Origin of the sequence: Bradyrhizobium manausense (genome assembly GCF_018130615.1) — a bacterium.
GTDB lineage: Bacteria > Pseudomonadota > Alphaproteobacteria > Rhizobiales > Xanthobacteraceae > Bradyrhizobium > Bradyrhizobium manausense_A.
Map to the genome: position 1 here is coordinate 85,787 of NZ_JAFCKB010000012.1, position 17,354 is coordinate 103,140.

Below are 17,354 nucleotides of genomic sequence, written 5' to 3' on the forward strand. Positions count from 1 at the left end.
GATTCCATGGCGCGCGTTGAGATCGAGAACGTCAGCAAGGCATACGGGCCCTACAAGATCATCGAGGGGCTCGATCTGAGCGTGGCCGACGAGGAGTTCGTCGTGCTTGTCGGCCCGTCCGGCTGCGGCAAGACCACGACGTTGCGCATGATCGCGGGACTGGAGACGGTCACGAGCGGAACCATTCACATTGGCGACCGGGATGTGACGCAGTTGCGCCCCGGCTTGCGCAATTGTGCGATGGTGTTCCAGAACTACGCGCTCTATCCGCATATGACGGTTGGAGAGAATATCGGCTACGGCATGAAGGTCAGGGGCGAGCAGCGCGCCAGCGTCGCGAAGGCAGTCCAGGACGTCGCACGGGTTCTCGACCTCGAGCAATATCTGGACCGCCGGCCGAAGCAGCTCTCCGGCGGACAGCGCCAGCGCGTGGCGATCGGCCGTGCCATCGTGCGCAGCCCGGACGTGTTTCTGTTCGACGAGCCATTGTCGAACCTCGACGCCAAGCTCCGCATCGAGATGCGGACCGAGATCAAGGCGCTGCACCGCCGTCTCGCCAAGACGATCGTTTATGTCACCCACGACCAGGTCGAGGCCATGACCATGGCTGATCGCGTCGTGGTGATGAATCGCGGCCGGATCGAGCAGGCGGCGGACCCGATCACGATCTACGAGAAGCCCAGCAATCTCTTCGTCGCGGGGTTCATGGGCGCACCCAGCATGAACTTCATCCATGGCGAAATCGTCGCGCGCGATGGCGCGCTGGTCTTCACCGAACCTTCGGGAACGATGTTGGAATTGCCGAAGTCGCGCGAGGCCGCCTATGCAGGAAGCATCGGCAAGCCGGTCGTGCTCGGCGTCCGGCCCGATCACGTGCTGCGGCAGGACGCGCCGGCGGGCTCTTCCATCCGCTTGATGGTGAAAGACGTGGAGCCGCTCGGGCCGCATACGCTCGTGATCGGAACCGTCGGTGCATTTCCGTTCACGGCGCAGATGCCGGTGGGTGTGGCTGCCGCGCCGGATCATGTCATCGACGTCGCACTCGATCTGGAGCGAACACATCTCTTCGACAGGGTTTCGGGGATGGCCATCGCCTAGGTCCGCGGGGGCAGCCCGGCCTGTGTCGCCGCCCGTCAACCCCTCTTGCTAAATATATTCTACTTTACCGAAATTCGGAAACGGCGTATGTATCGCTCATCCCGGCTCGACCTGGAGGGGCGATCGTACGTCGTCACGTTTGCGAGCCGGGCTTGCGGTGGACGCGGCAGCGTCGGCACGAGAGGTGCGGGCAGGGCGGGTAGTCCCTGTGAGCCCGAAACTGCGTGTGGATGAACGGCGCTGCTAAGTTCGTCTCGCCAACATTCTTTCGGCGCGTGTGCACACTGCCGAAAGACCCTGTGGCATCGGGCGAACATGCGTACGGCAAAACCGTGTGGTCCTGGCCGTCGTCGCTACGGTTAAGCCTGTCGCGGAGGTGCGGGGAGCCCAACCGGGTGAAGTGCATCGCCAATCTGCGGGGCGAGGGAGGCCAGAAGGAATTCGGCTCCCGGGAGAGCACGGCATAAGCCGTCAAACCACTGCGCAGGGAAGGCCGAGTGATTGGCACCACCTGTATGCTGCCGTGCGGTCTCTTTGCGCTACACTTTCGCGCAGCAGACCGCGGGTGCGAGGTCAGCACCCGGTCTTCCCTGCGCCCTCCTCGACAAGAGGGCGGAATGACGCAGCAAAACTCGGGCGAAATAGGCCGCGAGAACGAGGAGCCGCGCGATAGCGGTCCTGCCCCAGCCTCAGAGCATCGGCTCGAACTGGCAGTGGACGAGCAACTCAGACACCGAGGCGTTGTTCGGCAGCATGAGCGCGGTCTCGACCAGGCGGGCGACGTCGTTCGGCTGGCTCATCTCGTGACGGGGAATCTCGTCGTCGTTCAGCGTCATGTCGGTGGCCACGTAACCCGGGCAGACCACCGTCGCCCGAATGCCGGCCGCGCGCCCCTCCCGGCGGATGCCGTGGGTGAGCGCGACCACTGCGAACTTGGTCATGGCGTAGCCGACATTGCTGCCCACGCGCTTTCCGGAGAGGGATCCCAGATTGACGACCCGTCCATGACCGCAAACAGACAGATGGGGCAGAACGGCTCTGACGAGGCGCAAGGGGCCCTTGACGTTCACGCGCCACATTTCATCGAGTTCGCTCTCGCCCTCGTCGGAGACGCGAACCTTGGGATTGATCCCGGCTGCGTTGACGATGGCGTCGACACCGCCCCACCGCGCAACCGTTGCGTTGGCCCAGGCGAGCGGGCTCTTGGCGTCTTCGGCGTCATAGCGGTGCGTCATCAGTCGCTCGCTCTCCGCGAGCCGGTTCGGATCACGGAGGCCCGCCGATACGCGAAAGCCCGACGACAGCAGCCGGTCGACGACCGCGCGTCCGATGCCGCGCGAGGCCCCCGACACCATGACAATTCGATTGCCGACCTCCAACATCCGGGTCCGTCTCCTATGTGGGCACAAGCGAAATGTAAGGGGACGCGACCGATGGCGAGTAAGAGAAATTCGCTCTGCCGGCATCGGGCGTGCTTATGGCCCGGATGTCCGGTTCGGATATTGGATGTCCTTATGAGGGCAGAACAAATCTGCTGTATGCCGGTGTCGGCCCATCCACGTAGTTTTCCGTCGCCCTGGCTGCCTGCAAAAGAGCCCTGCGGATGGGATTTTCGGACTATCGAACGGCGTTGGTGACGGGCGCATCCTCCGGTATTGGGGCTGCGACGGTTCGGCGCCTGCGTGCTGAGGGCCTCGAAGTCCACGAGCTGGCACGCGATCATCGGCGGTTGGCGAGCCTGTCGGCCGAGACCGGATGTCGCATATGCGAAGTCGACGTCAACGATCTTGCGGCCCTGACGCAGCTTGCGGGCTCGGCCGAATTCGATGTTCTCGTCAACAATGCCGGTCAGTCGCGGCGCAGCAATATCCTGGGTACGGCGCCCGAAGATGTCGATACGCTGGTCGACGTCAACCTGCGCGCGGTCCTGCACCTGACGCGGCTCGTCGTGCCGGGCATGGCAAAGCGCGACCGCGGCCACGTCGTCAACGTCTCCTCGATCGCCGGCCACTACGCCTTTGGCGAGAATGCGACGACATTCAATTCGTCCGTGGCCTATCACGCGACCAAGGCGGGTATTCATTCGCTGTCGCAGCAGCTGCGTGTCGATCTCTACGGGACCCGCGTTCGCGTCACCGAAATTTCGCCCGGACGCGTCGCCACCAGCATCTTCCAGAACCAGAACGCTGCCGACAATCCGGATGCCCGCTTCGTCGGGGCGTTCGAGACGCTCCAGTCCGACGACATTGCGGATGCCATTGCATTCGCGGTCGGGGCGCCGGCGCGCATGAACGTCGCGATGATCGAGGTCGTTCCCACGTTCCAGGTCGTCGGAGAATTACGTTTCGCGAGCCGATCCGAGGCTGCGCGATTGAAAGACATGAGAAGTGGAGCTGACAATGCCTGAACTCGCAAACCGCCTCAAAACCGTGAAGGTGTCGGCCTCGGCGGCGATGACGGATAAGGCGCGCGAACTCCGTGACGCAGGCGTCAAGATTGTCGGTCTGTCGTCCGGGGAACCGGACTTTCCGACGCCGCCGCACGCGATCGAGGCCGCGCACCGAGCGGCCCTTGCCGGCGATACCAAATACCCTGCACAGCCTGGAACCGTCGCGCTGAGGACCGCGGTGCAGCGCAAGTTCAAGCGGGAGAACAATCTCGATTATGCGCTCGACGAGATCCTGATCGCCAACGGCGGCAAGCAGATCATCTTCAATGCGTTGTTTGCGACCTGCAATCCCGGCGACGAAGTCGTCATTCCGGCGCCGGGCTGGATCACCTATGCCGATATCGTTCTCCTCGCGGAGGCGACGCCTGTCGCCGTGCCCTGTCCGGAGAACAACCAGTTCAAGCTCCGCCCGGCGGACCTTGAAGCGGCGATCACGCCGAAGACGAAATGGTTGATCCTGAACTTTCCCAACAATCCGACCGGCGCAGCATGCACGCGCGGGGAGATGCGGGCAATCGCTGACGTCATGCTGAAGCATCCAGATGTCTGGATCCTGACCGACGACATCTACGAACACCTGACCTATGACGGTTTCGAGTTCTGCACCATCGCGGAGGTCGAGCCGAAGCTGAAGAACCGCGTCGTGACCGTGAATGGCGCGTCCAAGGCCTACGCCATGACGGGCTGGCGGGTCGGCTATTGCGGCGGCCCCAAGGATCTGATCGCGGCGATGAACAACGTCCACGGCCAGGCGACCGGCGGAATCTGCACCCTGAGCCAGGCGGCGGCGGTCGCGGTGCTGGATGGTCCGCAAGACTTCCTGAAGGAGCGCGCGGACATCTATCGCAACCGGCGCGATCTGGTGGTCGGGCTCCTCAACCAAATTCCCGGTATCACCTGCCACAAGCCCCAGGGCGCCTTCTACGTGTTTCCAAACATCGCCGGCTGCATCGGCAAGACCACGAAAGGCGGGCGGCGGCTGGAAACCGATGCCGATTTCATCTCAGCCCTGCTGGAAGAGCAGCATGTCGCCGCCGTACCCGGGGGCGCCTACGGCATGAGCCCATATTTCCGCATTTCCTACGCAACCGATACCGAATCGCTGAAGGAAGGCTGCCGGCGCATCGCTAGCTTCTGCGAGGGGCTGCGCTGACCGGCGTCGAGACGACAGGAGGACTGACCCGACGGAGAATGAAAGATGCGTCCAGCGGCATTTGTCGACCAAGATCGGAGCAATATGCCGAACCGATTGTCATAATCGTTCCTGATGCCCCTAAACGAAGATGTTCTTGGTCCTGTAGGATGGCGACGCATAAGCTTTGTGCAAAGAGGGGATTGCCTTGGTATTGCGCAGTCGAGGACGGCCAGCGATGACCACCAGCGACGATGCGGTGACAGTCTTGACTGTTGAGGCGCCTGCGGTCGCCCAACGGCGAGCGCGCTGGCGCATGGCGCTGCCCGTCGGGCTCCTGGCCGTCCCGATGCTTGCATTCCTGACCTATTTCTTCTTCTACCCAGCCTTCATACTGCTGTTCTCGAGCATCCAGACGCAGGACAGCCGGGGCATCATCGGCCGCCCGTTCACGCTTGCGCACTACGCGCGTCTGATCAACGTCGAGCTCTATGCGCGCGTGCTCTGGACGACGCTCCGGATCAGCATCATCACCTCCGCGCTGGCGACGGTGCTCGCCTATCCGGTCGCGCTGGTCATGGTCAGGAGCCGCCCGATGGTCACGCGCATCATCACCTTGATCGTCATTGCGCCCCTGATCGTCAGCGTCGTCGTTCGCGGATACGGCTGGCAGCTCGTGCTCCAGAACGGCCCGAAGGGCATGCTGAACTGGATCCTGATGACACTGCATATTGTCGATGCACCGATCTCGGTGCTCTACACCGAAGTGGCCGTCGTCATCGGATCGCTGCACGTGTTCTTCCCGATGATGGTGCTGCCGCTGGCCTCCGCGCTCGGCAAGATCGATCCCAATCTCGAAGATGCGGCCCGCATGCTCGGCGCGCCCTGGTGGAAGGTGTTCCTCCGGGTGACGCTGCCGCTGAGCATGCCGGGCTTCGTGGCCGGCTTCACGCTGGTGTTCTCGCTCACCGCCGGCTCGTTCGTCATTCCTGCGATCCTCGGTGGCGCCTCGGCAGTCATGCTCGGCAATTTGATCGAGCAGCAGATTTTCGTCGTGTACGACTGGCCGTTCGGCGCGGCCATCGCCGTCGTTCTGGTCGGGCTGGTTCTGGCGGTGAACGGCTTCTCGATGTGGCTTCTGGAAGGCCGGCGTCTCAGGAGGCCCGAGTGATGGACGAGCGGTTCTCCGGCTTCGGCGCTTTCATCCTCTACACCATCACCGCCGGCATGATGCTGTTCATCCTGGCGCCGCTGCTTCTCGTCATGGCGGCGTCGGTCTCCGATTCCTATTTCGTGACCTTTCCTCCGCAAGGCTTCACGCTGAAATGGTATGCCAAGGTTCTCCAGGACCGCGACTTCCTCGAGGCGATGAGGCTGAGCATCCTACTTGCGCTCGGCACGACGGCGGGATCGCTCCTGCTGGGCGTGCCGGCGGCTTTTGCGCTGGTGCGGGGCAGGTTCTTCGGCCTTGCGGCGATCAAGGGGTTCCTGCTGTCGCCGCTGATTTTCCCGGCGCTGGTCACGGGCCTGGCGCTGCTCCAGGTCCTGACCAAGCTTGGCTCGCAGGATGCGCGGCTCAACCTGCTGATCGGGCACGTGGTCGTGACGTCGCCCTATGTGATCCGCACGGTCGTTACCAGCCTTCAGCTGGTGGACGAGAATCTGGAGGACGCCGCACGCACGCTCGGCGCCAACCGTCTGCGAACTTTCTGGCGCGTGACGCTGCCGCAGATCGCCTCCGGCGTCGCGGCCGGTGGGCTGTTCGCCTTCATGGTGTCCTTCGACAATTATCCGGTCACGATGTGGCTGGCGAACTCCGAATACTCGCCCGTGCCGCTCATTTTGATGCGGCAATTGGTCAACGTCTTTGACCCGTCCGTGCCCGCGATGTCGACGATCATCATCCTGATGGCGATGGTCGGTGTGCTGCTGCTCGAGAAACTGGTCGGCCTTCGCCGCGCGCTGGCCGCCTGATTTGCATTGGTAGATGGAGATTGGACCATGAAGCTGTCACGTAGGACTCTCATTAAAGCCGGCGCATCCGCAATTGCCTTCCCGACCATCATCAGCCGGTCGTGGGCGCAGGACGCCAAGCAGCTGCATGTCGGCGTCTACAATTCGGCGCTGGGCAAGCTGATCCAGAAGGAGGTCATTCCGAAGTTCGAGGCCGAGTTCAAGTGCCGCGTCTTCACGATCGAAGGCGCCACGCTCTCCAACATCGCCGCTCTCCGCGCGACCCGCGACACGCCGCGCTTCAGCATGATGATGATGGACGATGTCGGCATTCCCCAGGCCAAGCAGGAGGGGCTGATCGACAAGCTCGATGCGGCCAAGATTCCCAACCTGGAGAAGGTCTATAAGCGCTATCTCTTCGAGGACGGATACGGCGTCGGCTTCTCGATCTCCAGCGCGGCCATGTTCATCAATCCGCAGGTGACGAAGCCGCTCGAGAGCTACGAGCAGATCTTCGATGCGAAATATCGCAAGCAGATCCTGCTGAACACGCCCAAGAACACTCAGAGCGTGCTGATGCTTATCGTCGCGACAGCGCTGACGACTGGTAAGCCGCTGAAGGAGGCGCAATATCTGGTCGACAGCGGCTGGGACAAGCTCGCATCGCTCAAGCCGAACGTCCTGACGATCTACGACAGCGAGGCCCAGGTGCTGCAGGTGGCGCAGGGCCAGGCGATGATCGGCGGTATCGAATATTCGAAGGCGATCTATCCCCACACGGCCAAGGGCCTGCCGCTCGACATGACCTTCCCCAAGGAAGGCGCGTTCACCGGCATCAACAGCATGACCCTGGTCAAGAATGCGCCCGAACCTGAGCTTGCCTGCGCGCTGATCAATCGCATTCTGGACCCGTCGGTGGCCAAGATGCTCTCCGAGCAGACCCTCAGCGCACCCTCGGTAGGGGGCATCGACTTCAAGCCGGAGACCGCCAAGTTCCTCGCCTATCCAGACACAAAGGCGACCGATCTCGGGCTGTTCACACCGGACTGGAACTTCATCGTACCGCGCCGCGGACCGTGGCTGGAGCGTTATAATCAGGTCTTCACGAGCTGAGCGGGGCGCCATGAAGTCTTCCGAAGTCAGGCTTGACCGCCTCAGCAAGGAATATGGCCGCATGGTCGCGGTCGACGAGGTCTCGCTCGCGATCGAGCCGGGCCACATGGTGGCGCTGCTCGGTCCGAGCGGCTGCGGAAAGACCACTTGCCTTCGCATGATCGCGGGGCTGATCCGGCCGACATCCGGTGACGTCTTCGTCAACGACAAGAGAATGACGGACGTTCCGGTGCATCGCCGCAACGTCGGGATGCTGTTCCAGAACTATGCGCTGTTCCCCCATCTGACCGTGGAGGAGAACATCGCGTTCGGCCTGGAGATGCGCGGGATATCCAAGGCCGATGCCGCACGGAAGGTGAGCGAAGCTCTCAACCTCGTCCAGCTGTCGAAGTTCGGAAAGCGTTATCCGGCACAACTTTCCGGCGGTCAGCAACAGCGCGTCGCATTGGGACGCGCTCTGGTGATCGAGCCGGCGATGTTGCTGCTCGACGAGCCGCTCGGAGCGCTCGACAAGGGGCTTCGCGAGAGCATGCAGGTCGAGCTGCGCGCCCTTCAGCGCAGGCTCGGCCTGACCACCGTCATGGTGACCCACGACCAGGACGAAGCCCTGACGATGGCCGACAAGATCGTGGTGATGCGCGACGGCAAGCTCGAACAGGTCGGCTCGGCGACCGAGATCTACCAGCGCCCGACCTCGAAATTCGTCGCGCAGTTCATCGGCGCGTCAAATCTGTTCGAGGGTCCCATCGAGCAGCGCAACGGCAATGGCGCCGTCATTCGTGTGTCGCCCGAATTGAGCCTCCAGGTCGATCAGCTGCCGCCGACGACGAGCGACGTGATGGTCTCGATCAGACCCGAGGCGATCGTGGTCGAGAGGGCTGGTCAGACCCCGGCCGCGCAACGCGCAAACAGCGTGACGGCGCGGGTGGACCAGGCGGTCTATCGCGGCTTCGTCAGTCACTACTATCTCAAGACGCCAAGCGGCGGACAGATCATCGTGTTCGAGCAGAATCAATCGCAACAAGCGGGACTTCGATACGCCGTAGGCGAGGAGGTTGTCGCGCGGTGGGAAGCGCCCAGCAATCACATCATTGCCCGACACTGACGTTTAGGACGAGCGACGTGGGGCGGGCAATCGACATGCCTTATACCCGCAGACGAACATCGTCTTGGATCGGGTTGGATTGCTTGGCTAGAACGCGAGGCGGAGGCGCCACCGGCGTTGGACCAGCGAGGCCCTTTTGTCGATTATTCAGCCAAGCGCTCCCCTTGTAGGTGCGATCGAGAAAAGCCCGAAGATCAGCCTGATTGGCACGCTTGCGATGTTGATCGAGGCGCCGGGCGAATTTGACCTCATTCAGCAGGGACGTATCTGGGCGCTCGCAGACGTGGTGTCATCCTGGCCCATCGTCCAGGAAGCCGTCATTGGTGTCACCAATGTGATGCTTGTGTTCGAGCAGCCGCCGGCGGATATCGACATGCTCGGCGCTTCGATCGTCGAACTGTGGCATCGCTTGCCCGGCCGGAAGGCCGATGGCAAGGTCATCGAAATTCCCGTGGTCTATGGCGGCGAGCTCGGCTTGGACCTGGCGGCAGTCGCGAAGCACACCGGATTACCCGCACGTGATGTCATCAGGATTCACAGCGAGGGCGAATACACCGTCTGCGCCATCGCGAGCTCGCCGGGATTCGGATATCTCCACGGCCTCGACCCGCGCATCCATATGCCTCGCAAATCCGTGCCCTCGCTCAACATGCAGGCAGGCTCGGTTACGATCGGCGGAATGCAGACCGGTGTCGCGGCGCTGACGAGCCCGAATGGATGGAACGCGATCGGCTGGGCCTCGGTCGCCATGTTCGATCCGCAACGCGAACAGCCGTCGCTCATGCTTCCAGGAGACCGGGTCAAATTCAGGATCGATCGGATCGAGCTGTGATCGAGATTCTGACCAGCGCCGCCTTCAACACGATCCAGGATCTCGGTCGCCATGGAGCGCGTCGGTTCGGCGTGAGCACGTCCGGCGCCATGGATCCCGTGGCGCTCGCTGCCGGAAATGCGCTGCTCGGCAACGACGAGAATGCCGCCGGCATCGAGATCCAGACGTTTCCGTTCCGCCTGCGTTTCCAGGCCGATGCCGCCTTCGCCCTCACGGGGGCTGATCACGTCTCGACGCTGGGCGGATCAACGGTTCGTCCCTGGTGGTGCACGCGGGCCCGCGCCGGCGACATTCTCGTGGTCGGACTGCCTCGCCGTGGAGCCCGCGTTTACGCGACGTTCGGTGGCGGCATCGACGTGCCTTGCGTGCTAGGCTCGCGCAGCACGCATCTGCGCGCCGGCTTCGGAGGAATCGAGGGACGTACCTTGCAGGCGGGCGATGTCGCGCTGATCGGAAGCACGAAAGGCAATAGCGACCGCCGCTTCGATTTCGGCGTCGCGCCGCCAGATGTCGCCATCGCCGGCGCCCCACCGGTTGAAGACGGTGTGCTGCGGATACGCGTCATGCGCGCCGGCGAGTATGACCTGTTTTCGCAGACCATGCAGGCGCGGTTCTGGTCGACCAAATGGAAGATCAGTGCCCGGAGCGATCGCGGCGGATACCGCCTCAGCGGCAATCAGTTGATCCTGGATGCGCCGGTCGAGATGCGTTCGCATGGTGTGGTGGCCGGAGTTGTGCAGGTGCCACCCGCCGGCGAGCCGATCATCCAGATGAGCGACGCCAACACGGCAGGCGGCTATCCGAAGATGGCGGCCGTGATCCAGGCCGATCTCTGGCGCCTCGGCCAGGCGGCGCCAGGATCGATCATCGCCTTCAGCGAGGTGAGTTACCAGGATGCGGTCGCGGCCATGGTTCCCGTCAACGACTATCTCGCGAAGTTGCGTGCGACCGCGAACCTATATCGAGCGCTTTGAGTGGACGTCGGCAAAAGCAAGAGCAGGGTGCGAACATGAAAATCGGCATCAATTCGGATATGGGCGAAGGCTTCGGCAACTACCGGATCTGCGACGACGAGGCGCTGATGGGCATCGTCTCGTCCGCCAATGTGGCGTGCGGCTTCCACGCCGGCGATCCCATCATCATGGACCGCATGGTCCGACTGGCAAAGCAGAAGGGAGTCGAGGTCGGTGCCCATCCGGGCTTGCCCGATCTGCTCGGATTTGGCCGCCGCGTGATCCAGATGGATGCCGCCGAGCTCGAGAAGCACATGGTCTATCAGATCGGCGCCTTGCAGGCGATCGCGGCCAATGCCGGCCACCGCGTGACCCATGTCAGTTTCCACGCCGCGATGGGCAACATGGTCAATGCGGACCCCGACATGGCCGACGTCGTCGCCCGCGCGATTGCGACCATCAATCGCGACTTTATCGTGTTTTCACAGCCCGACGCCGAGATCGTGCGCGCGGCGCGCAAGGTCGGTTTGCGTGTCCTGACGCTGTTCCTGGCCGACCGGGCCTATGACGAGAACGCTCATCTGGTGTCGCGCAAGCTTCCCAACTCGGTCATCACCTCGACCGAAGCCGTCGCCGAGCGGGTCAAGCGGTTCCTTGACAGCGGAACGGTGAAGACCATCGAAGGCAAGTCGATCAAGGTCGAGGCCCGCTCGATCCTGATCCACAGCGACACGCCCGGATCGGTCAATCTCGCCGGCACCGTGCGCCGCGTGATCGAAGAGGGCGGCGGCGAAGTCACGCCCGCAACCGTGTTGCTCAATTGAGCGGACGATTCGCCGCATGTGGTCGGATACGCACAATCGGAGTGCCGTAGCCGACCATGGTGCCGGTCTCCGCGATCACGGCATCGATGGTGCCGGCGGCTGGCGCAACGACCGGTGCGTACAAGAGCCCGATCCTGACAAGGCCAACGATCGCTCCCGCCTCGACGCGTTGTCCGGGCGCAACGAACGGCTTGTCCTGCCACGGATGGGCCGCAAGGAAATGTCCCGCCACGTCGGCCTTCGCTACGACGGAATGATCTGCGGCGGGGGTGGCCGTGCCGGCAGGCTTTGCAGACGCCGCGATCCTGGCACCTGTGTCGACGACGAGCTTCAGTGTCAGTCCCGGCTCCTCAATCTCGATCGTGTCGACACCGGACTTTGCGAGGACCCGCGCCAGACGCGCGATGTCGGTGATCTCTATCGGCATGTACGGGTCTCCTCGACAAGACGCACATTGGTCCTCAGCCGGTCGAGATAAGCCGACATCTCGGCCTCGGCTGCAAGCGCGTCGGGGTAGGTGGTTTGCTCGAACCGCAGCTTGCTGCCGAGCCGCGCTTGCCCGACGCGCCACAGGTCGGCCCGGATCACGGTGGCGATCTTCGGATAGCCACCCGATGTCTGTGCGTCGCGCATCTGGATGATGGGCTGTCCGTTGGGCGGAATCTGGATGACGCCGGGGACGATACCGTGCGAGCGCTTCTCGACTGGCGCCTTGGGCTTCACAGCCGGACCTTGCAGACGGTAGCCGTAGCGGTTGCTTTGGGGCGTGATCTTCCAATGGCTGGACCAGAACAACGCCTGCGTGGCGGCGTCGAACGCGTCATATTCGCCGGCGACAACGACCCTGACGATGGTCTCGTCCGCGGCAGCGTTCGGCCGCGCCAGCGAGATGTCGGCTGGCTCGACCCCGAGCTCGCCGACAGCAGCTGTGGATGCGGCGCAGGGCAGGATGTCGCCGGGCTGGAGCGGCCGTCCGTGCAAGCCGCCGAATTCGCCGCGAAGCTGGGTGCTGCGCGAGCCCAGCACGACAGGCACATCGATGCCGCCGCCGACGGCCAGATAGCTTCGCGCGCCCCGGGATATCGCCTTGATGGTCAGAACGTCTCCTGCGCGCGCGTGCGAGCGCCACCAGGGCGGGATGGCCCGTCCTGCGATCTCGGCCTCAACGCTGGCGCCGGTGAGCGCAAATGCCATGTCCCGGCCGAAGCGGAGCTTGAACGGGATCATCGGGATTTCGACGGCGGCGTCGTTCTCGTCATTGCCCAGCAGGATGTTACCGGCGCGCAGCGCGATATCATCCATCGCGCCAGAGGTGCCGACCCCGAAGCGATATTGGTCGAAGCGCCCGAGATCCTGGACACTAGCGGGACCTGTGACTGAAAGGATCTCGATCAACGGATCACCCGCTTGATTTCGAAGCGGATCGTATCGCCCGGCGCGAGCGCGGCCGGCGTCGGCCAGGACGGGTCGAAGAACGTCCAGCTTGTATGCCCGATGGCGTGCCAGCCGCTGGGGCCGGGCGAGGCGGAGACGCCGGTCTGCGATCCGCCGATCGATACTGAGCCGCCCGCCGAACGTTGCAGCGGCGTCTGTCGCCGCGGCATGGTGATGCGCGGATCCATGCCGCCGAGATAGCAATAGCCGGGATGGCTGCCCAACGCGAACACCGTGTAGAGCGGCGCGGCATGGATCGCCACCACATCGTCGATGGACAGGCTGCAGTGATCAGCGACGGACTGGAGCGAGGATCCGACTTCGCCGCCATAGGTGACAGGCAGCCTGATCTCGCGACCACCGATCGCAAGGCTCTCTGCCGCGTCCCAGCTCTCGTTGAGTGCGGTGATCAGGGCGTCGAGCTCGCGAGGAGGCGTTTCGAAGGTCAGCATCAGGTTGGTGATGCCGGGAATGGCCTCGCGGATGTCAGGCCATTTCGACGCCGTTGCGGCAAGTGCCCAGATCCTTCGTTGGTGCGGCAGGTCGAATGTTCCGGGGGCCTCGAACAGGAGAGCCGATGTACCGAGCAGGCTGATCCGAGGCCGGTCGGGGGCCGTCATTGCGCGGCCACCTTCGCGTTCATCCAGTGCTCGAGATGGTGGATGTCGTAGCCGCCACGGCAGAAGGTCGGATCGACGAGGATCGCCTGATGCAACGGCACATTGGTCCGGATGCCCTCGGCGCGCAGTTCGGACAGGGCGACGCGCGCGCGGGCCAGTGCCTCGTCGCGGGTGCCGCCGTGAGCGATCAGCTTGCCGACCAGTGAGTCATAGTGGCGCGGAACGGTGGCGCCTGCCGTGATATGGGAATCGACGCGGATGCCGATGCCGCCCGGCACGTCCCAGCGCGTCACCGTGCCGGGAGAGGGAGCAAAGGTGCCGGGGTCTTCGGCATTGATGCGGAACTCGACGGCATGGCCGACACGCACGATACCATTTTGCGTGATTCCGAGTGGCTCGCCGCGCGCGATGCGAATCTGTTCCTTGACGATGTCGATCCCCGTCGTCATCTCAGTGACCGGATGCTCGACCTGGACGCGCGTGTTCATCTCGATGAAGAAGAACTGTCCGTCCTCGTAGAGGAATTCGAAAGTGCCGGCGCCGCGATAGCCGATCCGCCGGCAGGCTTCAACGCAGCTTGCGCCCACCCGCTCGATCAGCGCGCGGTCGATGCCGGGCGCGGGAGCTTCCTCGACCACTTTTTGGTTCCTGCGCTGGAGCGAGCAGTCGCGGTCGCCGAGCCAGAGATGGTTGTCGTGCTGATCGCACAGCACCTGAATCTCGATATGGCGGGGCTTTTCGAGGAATTTCTCGATATAGACCGCAGCGTTCCCGAAAGCCTTGCTGGCTTCCGCGCGCGTCAGCGCAAGTGCATCGTCCAGTGCGCCTTCGTTGCGCACGATCCGCATGCCGCGTCCGCCGCCGCCGCCGGCGGCCTTGATGATGACGGGATACCCGATGTCCCGTGCGATCGCGCGGACCTCGGCCGGATCGTCCGGCAGCGCGCTGTCCGGCCCGGGTACGCAAGGCACGCCCGCCAGCCGCATCGCGCGCTTGGCGGTAACCTTGTCTCCCATGGTCCGGATACAGTCCGCGGGAGGGCCGATGAAGGCGAGACCGGCGCGTGTAACCCGCTCGGCGAACTCCGCGTTCTCCGAGAGAAACCCGTAACCCGGGTGGATCGCCTGGGCGCCGCTGACCTCCGCCGCGAGCAGGATCGCAGCGACGTTGAGATAGGTGCTGTTCGCCGGCGCCGGTCCGATGCAGAGCGCCTGATCGGCGAGCGCGACGTAGCGCGCGTCGCTGTCCGCTTCCGAGTGAATGACGACCGTCTTGAGACCCATGGCCCGACAAGCGCGCTGGATACGGAGCGCGATCTCGCCGCGATTGGCGATCAGGACCTTGTCGAACATCAGGATGAACCCACAGGACCAATCCGGAACAACGCTTGGCCCGCAGCGATCTCCTCACCATTCTCGGCGAGGACCGCAAGCACGACGCCGGGCCCCTCGGCGGCGATGTCGATGAAGGTCTTCATCGCCTCGATAATGCATATCTTCTGCCCGGCCTCGATCATCGCACCGACCTCGACCAGCGGCGGCTCGTCCGGCGCCGCAGACCGGTAGAAGACGCCGTGCATCGGCGCAGGCACGATGAGGTCGGCGATCGCGTCGGGAGGGCTGTCCGGGTGATCGGGGGCAGGGACTTGCGGGCCGCTTTCGCTTGCAGGGCGTACCGGGACCGGCTCCGCTTCCGTGGACGGGCGCTTGCGGATGCGAATGCGGGTTCCGTCCTGTGTCAGATCCAGCTCCGAGATGGAGGAGCGGGCGACCAGATCCACAAGTTGTTCGATTTTTGGAAAGTCCACGGTCAGGCTCTGCGTTGACGGCCTATCACGTTCGGGGCGTTCATGGATCACTCGGCGGGGCGGCTCTTCTGCGCGAAATTGAGGCCGCCGACGACCTGCTGCGTCGGCAGGACTTCCATGAAGGCGACGTTCATGCGCGCTGGCGATCCGACCGCGAATGCGATTGAATTGGCGATGTCCTCGGGTTGGAGTGCATCATAGTCGTCGAAGAAGCGGCGCTTGGCTTCGGCCAGATCGCCGAGCAGCCGTCCGAAAACCTCGGTCTCGACCCGCGCCGGCGATATCTCGGTGACGCGGACCCTGGTTCCGTAGAGGTCGACGCGCAATTGTTGCGACAGGGAGTGAATGCCGGCTTTCGTGGCGTGATAGACGGTGTTTCCACCGCCGAACGCGTAATGGCCCGCGATCGAGGAGATGTTGACGACATGACCGCGGTCGCGACGCGCCATGCCGGGCACGACGAGGCGCGTCAGATGCAGGACCGCACGCAGATTGACATCGATGAGTGCGTCGACATCCTCTGGCGTGGTGTCCAGGATATTGCCGCGCCGGGACTGGCCGGCATTGTTGATCAGGATGTCGAACTCGGCTGATTTCGCCAAGGCCGCAAGTGCATCGAGGTCACTGATGTCAACGGCGCAGGGACGGCAACCGGTCTCCGCGGCCAGAGCGCTCAGGCGGGCGGCGTCACGTGCGACGGCGTGAACCTGGAGCCCTTCCGCGCTCAGGCGGCGAACCGTCGCAGCCCCGATCCCCGACGACGCGCCCGTCACCAGGGCCGTCCGATAATCCGAAAATCCCATCCAAAGGGCTCCTCTGCTACCGTCCTGCCCCGCGCGAGCGGCGTCGGCTGCAAGGTAAGCGGCGGACGAGTGGAGCACTACCTATAGGCCCCCGGGGTTCCAGATGGTAAGAACAATTCCTTCTGATCCCATAGCTTCAGCCTATTGCTGCTGCATGGCTCCCTCGCTGGATATCCGGAGACGCTGTATTGGATACGAAACGTTTGGAGGCCTTCATCAAGGTCGTCGATCTCGGCAGCATGACGAGCGCGGCGAAGGTGCTGAATGTCGCGCAGCCGGCGCTGAGCCAGCACATTGCGAGCCTGGAGGCGGATTTCAAGAGCAAGCTGCTCCATCGCAGCGCCCGCGGTGTCAAGCCCACCGAGGCGGGACAAATCCTCTATCGCTATGCCAAGTCGATCCAGCGCCAGATCGAGGAGGCGAGGCGGAGCATCCTGGACAACAAGCCGGAGTTGACCGGTAACGTCACGATCGGTCTTGCGCCGCTCAGCTCGGCGGCGTTGCTCGCGACCCCTCTGCTGTTGCAGGTCCGTGAGCGCTATCCCGGCATCGTGCTGCACATCTACGACAGTTCCGGAATCATGCTCAGCGAAATGATGCTGAAGGGCAGCATGGACATGGCTGTCCTGTACGGCGATCGTCCGGTGACCGGCCTCGATTACAAGCCGCTGATGCGCGAACCCTTTTATCTTGTGGCGCCCCGCAATATGTATGGGGCGGAGCTTCCTCCCGAGGAGGCGTCGGCCGAGGAAGTCGCGCAATTCGACCTGTTGCTGCCCTATCGGGAATCTTTCCTGCGACAGGCGGTCGAGCGGGTCTGCGCCGAGGTGGGACTTCGCCCGCGCATCGTCGCCGAGATCCATTCGCAGTCGACGCTGTCTTCGGCGATTGCGGCCGGAATGGGGGCCGCGGTGTTGCCCATGTCGATTGCAAAAGAGCTGCCCAATCTCGACGAGCTCTGCGTTCGGCGGATCAACGCGCCGTCGGCGTCGCAACAGATGTCGTTGTGCATCTCGGACAACATTGCTTTGTCCGACGCCGCATTCGCGGTCTACAAGATATTGCTGGAAATCATCGCAAAGGACTGGGGACCGTTCGATTGCGCGACGGGTCCGAATCCCGTTGCAGCAGCGGTCTCGCCGGCGGAACGGGACGTTTTGGACGGCGAGCCATAACGAAATGCGATGCGGCAATCCTAAAATCTGAAATTCTCGAAGATGAGACGGTGGAT

Annotated in this window: 18 protein-coding genes; 11 read left to right on the plus strand and 7 right to left on the minus strand. The window is 63.5% G+C overall.

Going from position 1 to position 17,354, the window contains the following annotated elements; genetic code table 11:
* Window positions 1–6 precede the first annotated feature (6 nt).
* Window positions 7–1,098: an ABC transporter ATP-binding protein gene (locus JQ587_RS22345; RefSeq protein ID WP_212426722.1), complete on the plus strand. Its 1,092-nt coding sequence runs from the start codon at window positions 7–9 to the stop codon at window positions 1,096–1,098.
* A 689-nt stretch (window positions 1,099–1,787) separates the two neighbouring features.
* Here JQ587_RS22345 and JQ587_RS22350 read toward each other — a convergent pair.
* Complete coding sequence (locus JQ587_RS22350) at window positions 1,788–2,480, minus strand: SDR family NAD(P)-dependent oxidoreductase (protein ID WP_212426723.1); 693 nt, start codon at window positions 2,478–2,480, stop codon at window positions 1,788–1,790.
* Between the two features lie 221 nt (window positions 2,481–2,701).
* On the opposite strand from JQ587_RS22350, the gene JQ587_RS22355 reads away from it, so the two are divergent.
* From JQ587_RS22355 to JQ587_RS22395, 9 genes are all read left to right on the plus strand, one after another.
* The gene (locus JQ587_RS22355; protein ID WP_212426724.1) at window positions 2,702–3,505 is read left to right on the plus strand and encodes an SDR family oxidoreductase; all 804 of its coding nucleotides are present in this window, start codon (window positions 2,702–2,704) and stop codon (window positions 3,503–3,505) included.
* Window positions 3,498–4,700 carry a pyridoxal phosphate-dependent aminotransferase gene (locus JQ587_RS22360; protein ID WP_212300586.1) on the plus strand — a complete coding sequence of 401 codons (1,203 nt, stop codon included), beginning with the start codon at window positions 3,498–3,500 and terminating at the stop codon, window positions 4,698–4,700. Before JQ587_RS22355 ends, JQ587_RS22360 begins: the two co-directional genes overlap by 8 nt.
* A gap of 217 nt (window positions 4,701–4,917) precedes the next feature.
* Window positions 4,918–5,850 (plus strand): ABC transporter permease, encoded by a 933-nt coding sequence (locus JQ587_RS22365; protein ID WP_249148781.1) that lies wholly within the window; start codon window positions 4,918–4,920, stop codon window positions 5,848–5,850.
* Window positions 5,850–6,653 (plus strand): ABC transporter permease, encoded by an 804-nt coding sequence (locus JQ587_RS22370; RefSeq protein ID WP_212300587.1) that lies wholly within the window; start codon window positions 5,850–5,852, stop codon window positions 6,651–6,653. The genes JQ587_RS22365 and JQ587_RS22370 overlap by 1 nt, the downstream gene beginning before the upstream one ends.
* A 27-nt stretch (window positions 6,654–6,680) precedes the next feature.
* The gene (locus tag JQ587_RS22375; RefSeq protein WP_212426725.1) at window positions 6,681–7,745 is read left to right on the plus strand and encodes an extracellular solute-binding protein; all 1,065 of its coding nucleotides are present in this window, start codon (window positions 6,681–6,683) and stop codon (window positions 7,743–7,745) included.
* Window positions 7,746–7,755: 10 nt separating this feature from the next.
* Complete coding sequence (locus JQ587_RS22380; RefSeq protein ID WP_212300589.1) at window positions 7,756–8,850, plus strand: ABC transporter ATP-binding protein; 1,095 nt, start codon at window positions 7,756–7,758, stop codon at window positions 8,848–8,850.
* A 136-nt stretch (window positions 8,851–8,986) separates the two neighbouring features.
* Window positions 8,987–9,682: a 5-oxoprolinase subunit PxpB gene (pxpB, locus tag JQ587_RS22385; RefSeq protein ID WP_212426726.1), complete on the plus strand. Its 696-nt coding sequence runs from the start codon at window positions 8,987–8,989 to the stop codon at window positions 9,680–9,682.
* Window positions 9,679–10,656 (plus strand): 5-oxoprolinase subunit C family protein, encoded by a 978-nt coding sequence (locus tag JQ587_RS22390; protein WP_212426727.1) that lies wholly within the window; start codon window positions 9,679–9,681, stop codon window positions 10,654–10,656. The genes pxpB (JQ587_RS22385) and JQ587_RS22390 overlap by 4 nt, the downstream gene beginning before the upstream one ends.
* 35 nt (window positions 10,657–10,691) lie before the next feature.
* Window positions 10,692–11,459 carry a LamB/YcsF family protein gene (locus JQ587_RS22395; protein ID WP_212426728.1) on the plus strand — a complete coding sequence of 256 codons (768 nt, stop codon included), beginning with the start codon at window positions 10,692–10,694 and terminating at the stop codon, window positions 11,457–11,459.
* Here the strand turns inward: JQ587_RS22395 and JQ587_RS22400 are convergent.
* The 6 genes from JQ587_RS22400 to JQ587_RS22425 are packed head-to-tail and all read right to left on the minus strand — an operon-like array spanning window position 11,452 to window position 16,123.
* Window positions 11,452–11,886 carry an acetyl-CoA carboxylase biotin carboxyl carrier protein gene (locus tag JQ587_RS22400; RefSeq protein ID WP_212426729.1) on the minus strand — a complete coding sequence of 145 codons (435 nt, stop codon included), beginning with the start codon at window positions 11,884–11,886 and terminating at the stop codon, window positions 11,452–11,454. The genes JQ587_RS22395 and JQ587_RS22400 overlap by 8 nt on opposite strands.
* Window positions 11,877–12,854, minus strand: a complete 978-nt coding sequence (locus tag JQ587_RS22405) for a 5-oxoprolinase subunit C family protein (protein WP_212426730.1) — start codon at window positions 12,852–12,854, stop codon at window positions 11,877–11,879. The genes JQ587_RS22400 and JQ587_RS22405 overlap by 10 nt, the downstream gene beginning before the upstream one ends.
* Window positions 12,851–13,513, minus strand: a complete 663-nt coding sequence (gene pxpB, locus JQ587_RS22410) for a 5-oxoprolinase subunit PxpB (protein WP_212300595.1) — start codon at window positions 13,511–13,513, stop codon at window positions 12,851–12,853. Before pxpB (JQ587_RS22410) ends, JQ587_RS22405 begins: the two co-directional genes overlap by 4 nt.
* Entirely contained in the window at window positions 13,510–14,865 is a 1,356-nt protein-coding gene (accC, locus tag JQ587_RS22415) for an acetyl-CoA carboxylase biotin carboxylase subunit (protein WP_212426731.1), read from the minus strand. Before accC ends, pxpB (JQ587_RS22410) begins: the two co-directional genes overlap by 4 nt.
* Window positions 14,865–15,320, minus strand: coding sequence for an acetyl-CoA carboxylase biotin carboxyl carrier protein (locus tag JQ587_RS37070; RefSeq protein WP_212426732.1), 456 nt, complete (start codon window positions 15,318–15,320; stop codon window positions 14,865–14,867). The genes accC and JQ587_RS37070 overlap by 1 nt, the downstream gene beginning before the upstream one ends.
* Window positions 15,321–15,367: 47 nt before the next feature.
* Complete coding sequence (locus JQ587_RS22425; protein WP_212426733.1) at window positions 15,368–16,123, minus strand: SDR family oxidoreductase; 756 nt, start codon at window positions 16,121–16,123, stop codon at window positions 15,368–15,370.
* Window positions 16,124–16,311: 188 nt separating this feature from the next.
* Between JQ587_RS22425 and JQ587_RS22430 the strand changes: the two genes are divergently transcribed.
* The gene (locus JQ587_RS22430) at window positions 16,312–17,298 is read left to right on the plus strand and encodes a LysR substrate-binding domain-containing protein (protein WP_212426734.1); all 987 of its coding nucleotides are present in this window, start codon (window positions 16,312–16,314) and stop codon (window positions 17,296–17,298) included.
* Window positions 17,299–17,354 lie beyond the last annotated feature (56 nt).

What these genes read in the sequence shown, in the direction of transcription:
- JQ587_RS22360 (WP_212300586.1), top strand. Translation starts at nt 3,498, where the DNA reads ATGCCTGAACTCGCAAACCGCCTCAAAACCGTGAAGGTGTCGGCCTCG.
- pxpB (WP_212300595.1), bottom strand. Translation starts at nt 13,513, where the DNA reads ATGACGGCCCCCGACCGGCCTCGGATCAGCCTGCTCGGTACATCGGCT.
- JQ587_RS22425 (WP_212426733.1), bottom strand. Translation starts at nt 16,123, where the DNA reads ATGGGATTTTCGGATTATCGGACGGCCCTGGTGACGGGCGCGTCGTCG.
- JQ587_RS22395 (WP_212426728.1), top strand. Translation starts at nt 10,692, where the DNA reads ATGAAAATCGGCATCAATTCGGATATGGGCGAAGGCTTCGGCAACTAC.
- accC (WP_212426731.1), bottom strand. Translation starts at nt 14,865, where the DNA reads ATGTTCGACAAGGTCCTGATCGCCAATCGCGGCGAGATCGCGCTCCGT.
- JQ587_RS22380 (WP_212300589.1), top strand. Translation starts at nt 7,756, where the DNA reads ATGAAGTCTTCCGAAGTCAGGCTTGACCGCCTCAGCAAGGAATATGGC.
- JQ587_RS22375 (WP_212426725.1), top strand. Translation starts at nt 6,681, where the DNA reads ATGAAGCTGTCACGTAGGACTCTCATTAAAGCCGGCGCATCCGCAATT.
- JQ587_RS22355 (WP_212426724.1), top strand. Translation starts at nt 2,702, where the DNA reads ATGGGATTTTCGGACTATCGAACGGCGTTGGTGACGGGCGCATCCTCC.
- JQ587_RS22400 (WP_212426729.1), bottom strand. Translation starts at nt 11,886, where the DNA reads ATGCCGATAGAGATCACCGACATCGCGCGTCTGGCGCGGGTCCTCGCA.
- JQ587_RS22345 (WP_212426722.1), top strand. Translation starts at nt 7, where the DNA reads ATGGCGCGCGTTGAGATCGAGAACGTCAGCAAGGCATACGGGCCCTAC.
- JQ587_RS22365 (WP_249148781.1), top strand. Translation starts at nt 4,918, where the DNA reads ATGACCACCAGCGACGATGCGGTGACAGTCTTGACTGTTGAGGCGCCT.
- JQ587_RS22350 (WP_212426723.1), bottom strand. Translation starts at nt 2,480, where the DNA reads ATGTTGGAGGTCGGCAATCGAATTGTCATGGTGTCGGGGGCCTCGCGC.
- JQ587_RS22370 (WP_212300587.1), top strand. Translation starts at nt 5,850, where the DNA reads ATGGACGAGCGGTTCTCCGGCTTCGGCGCTTTCATCCTCTACACCATC.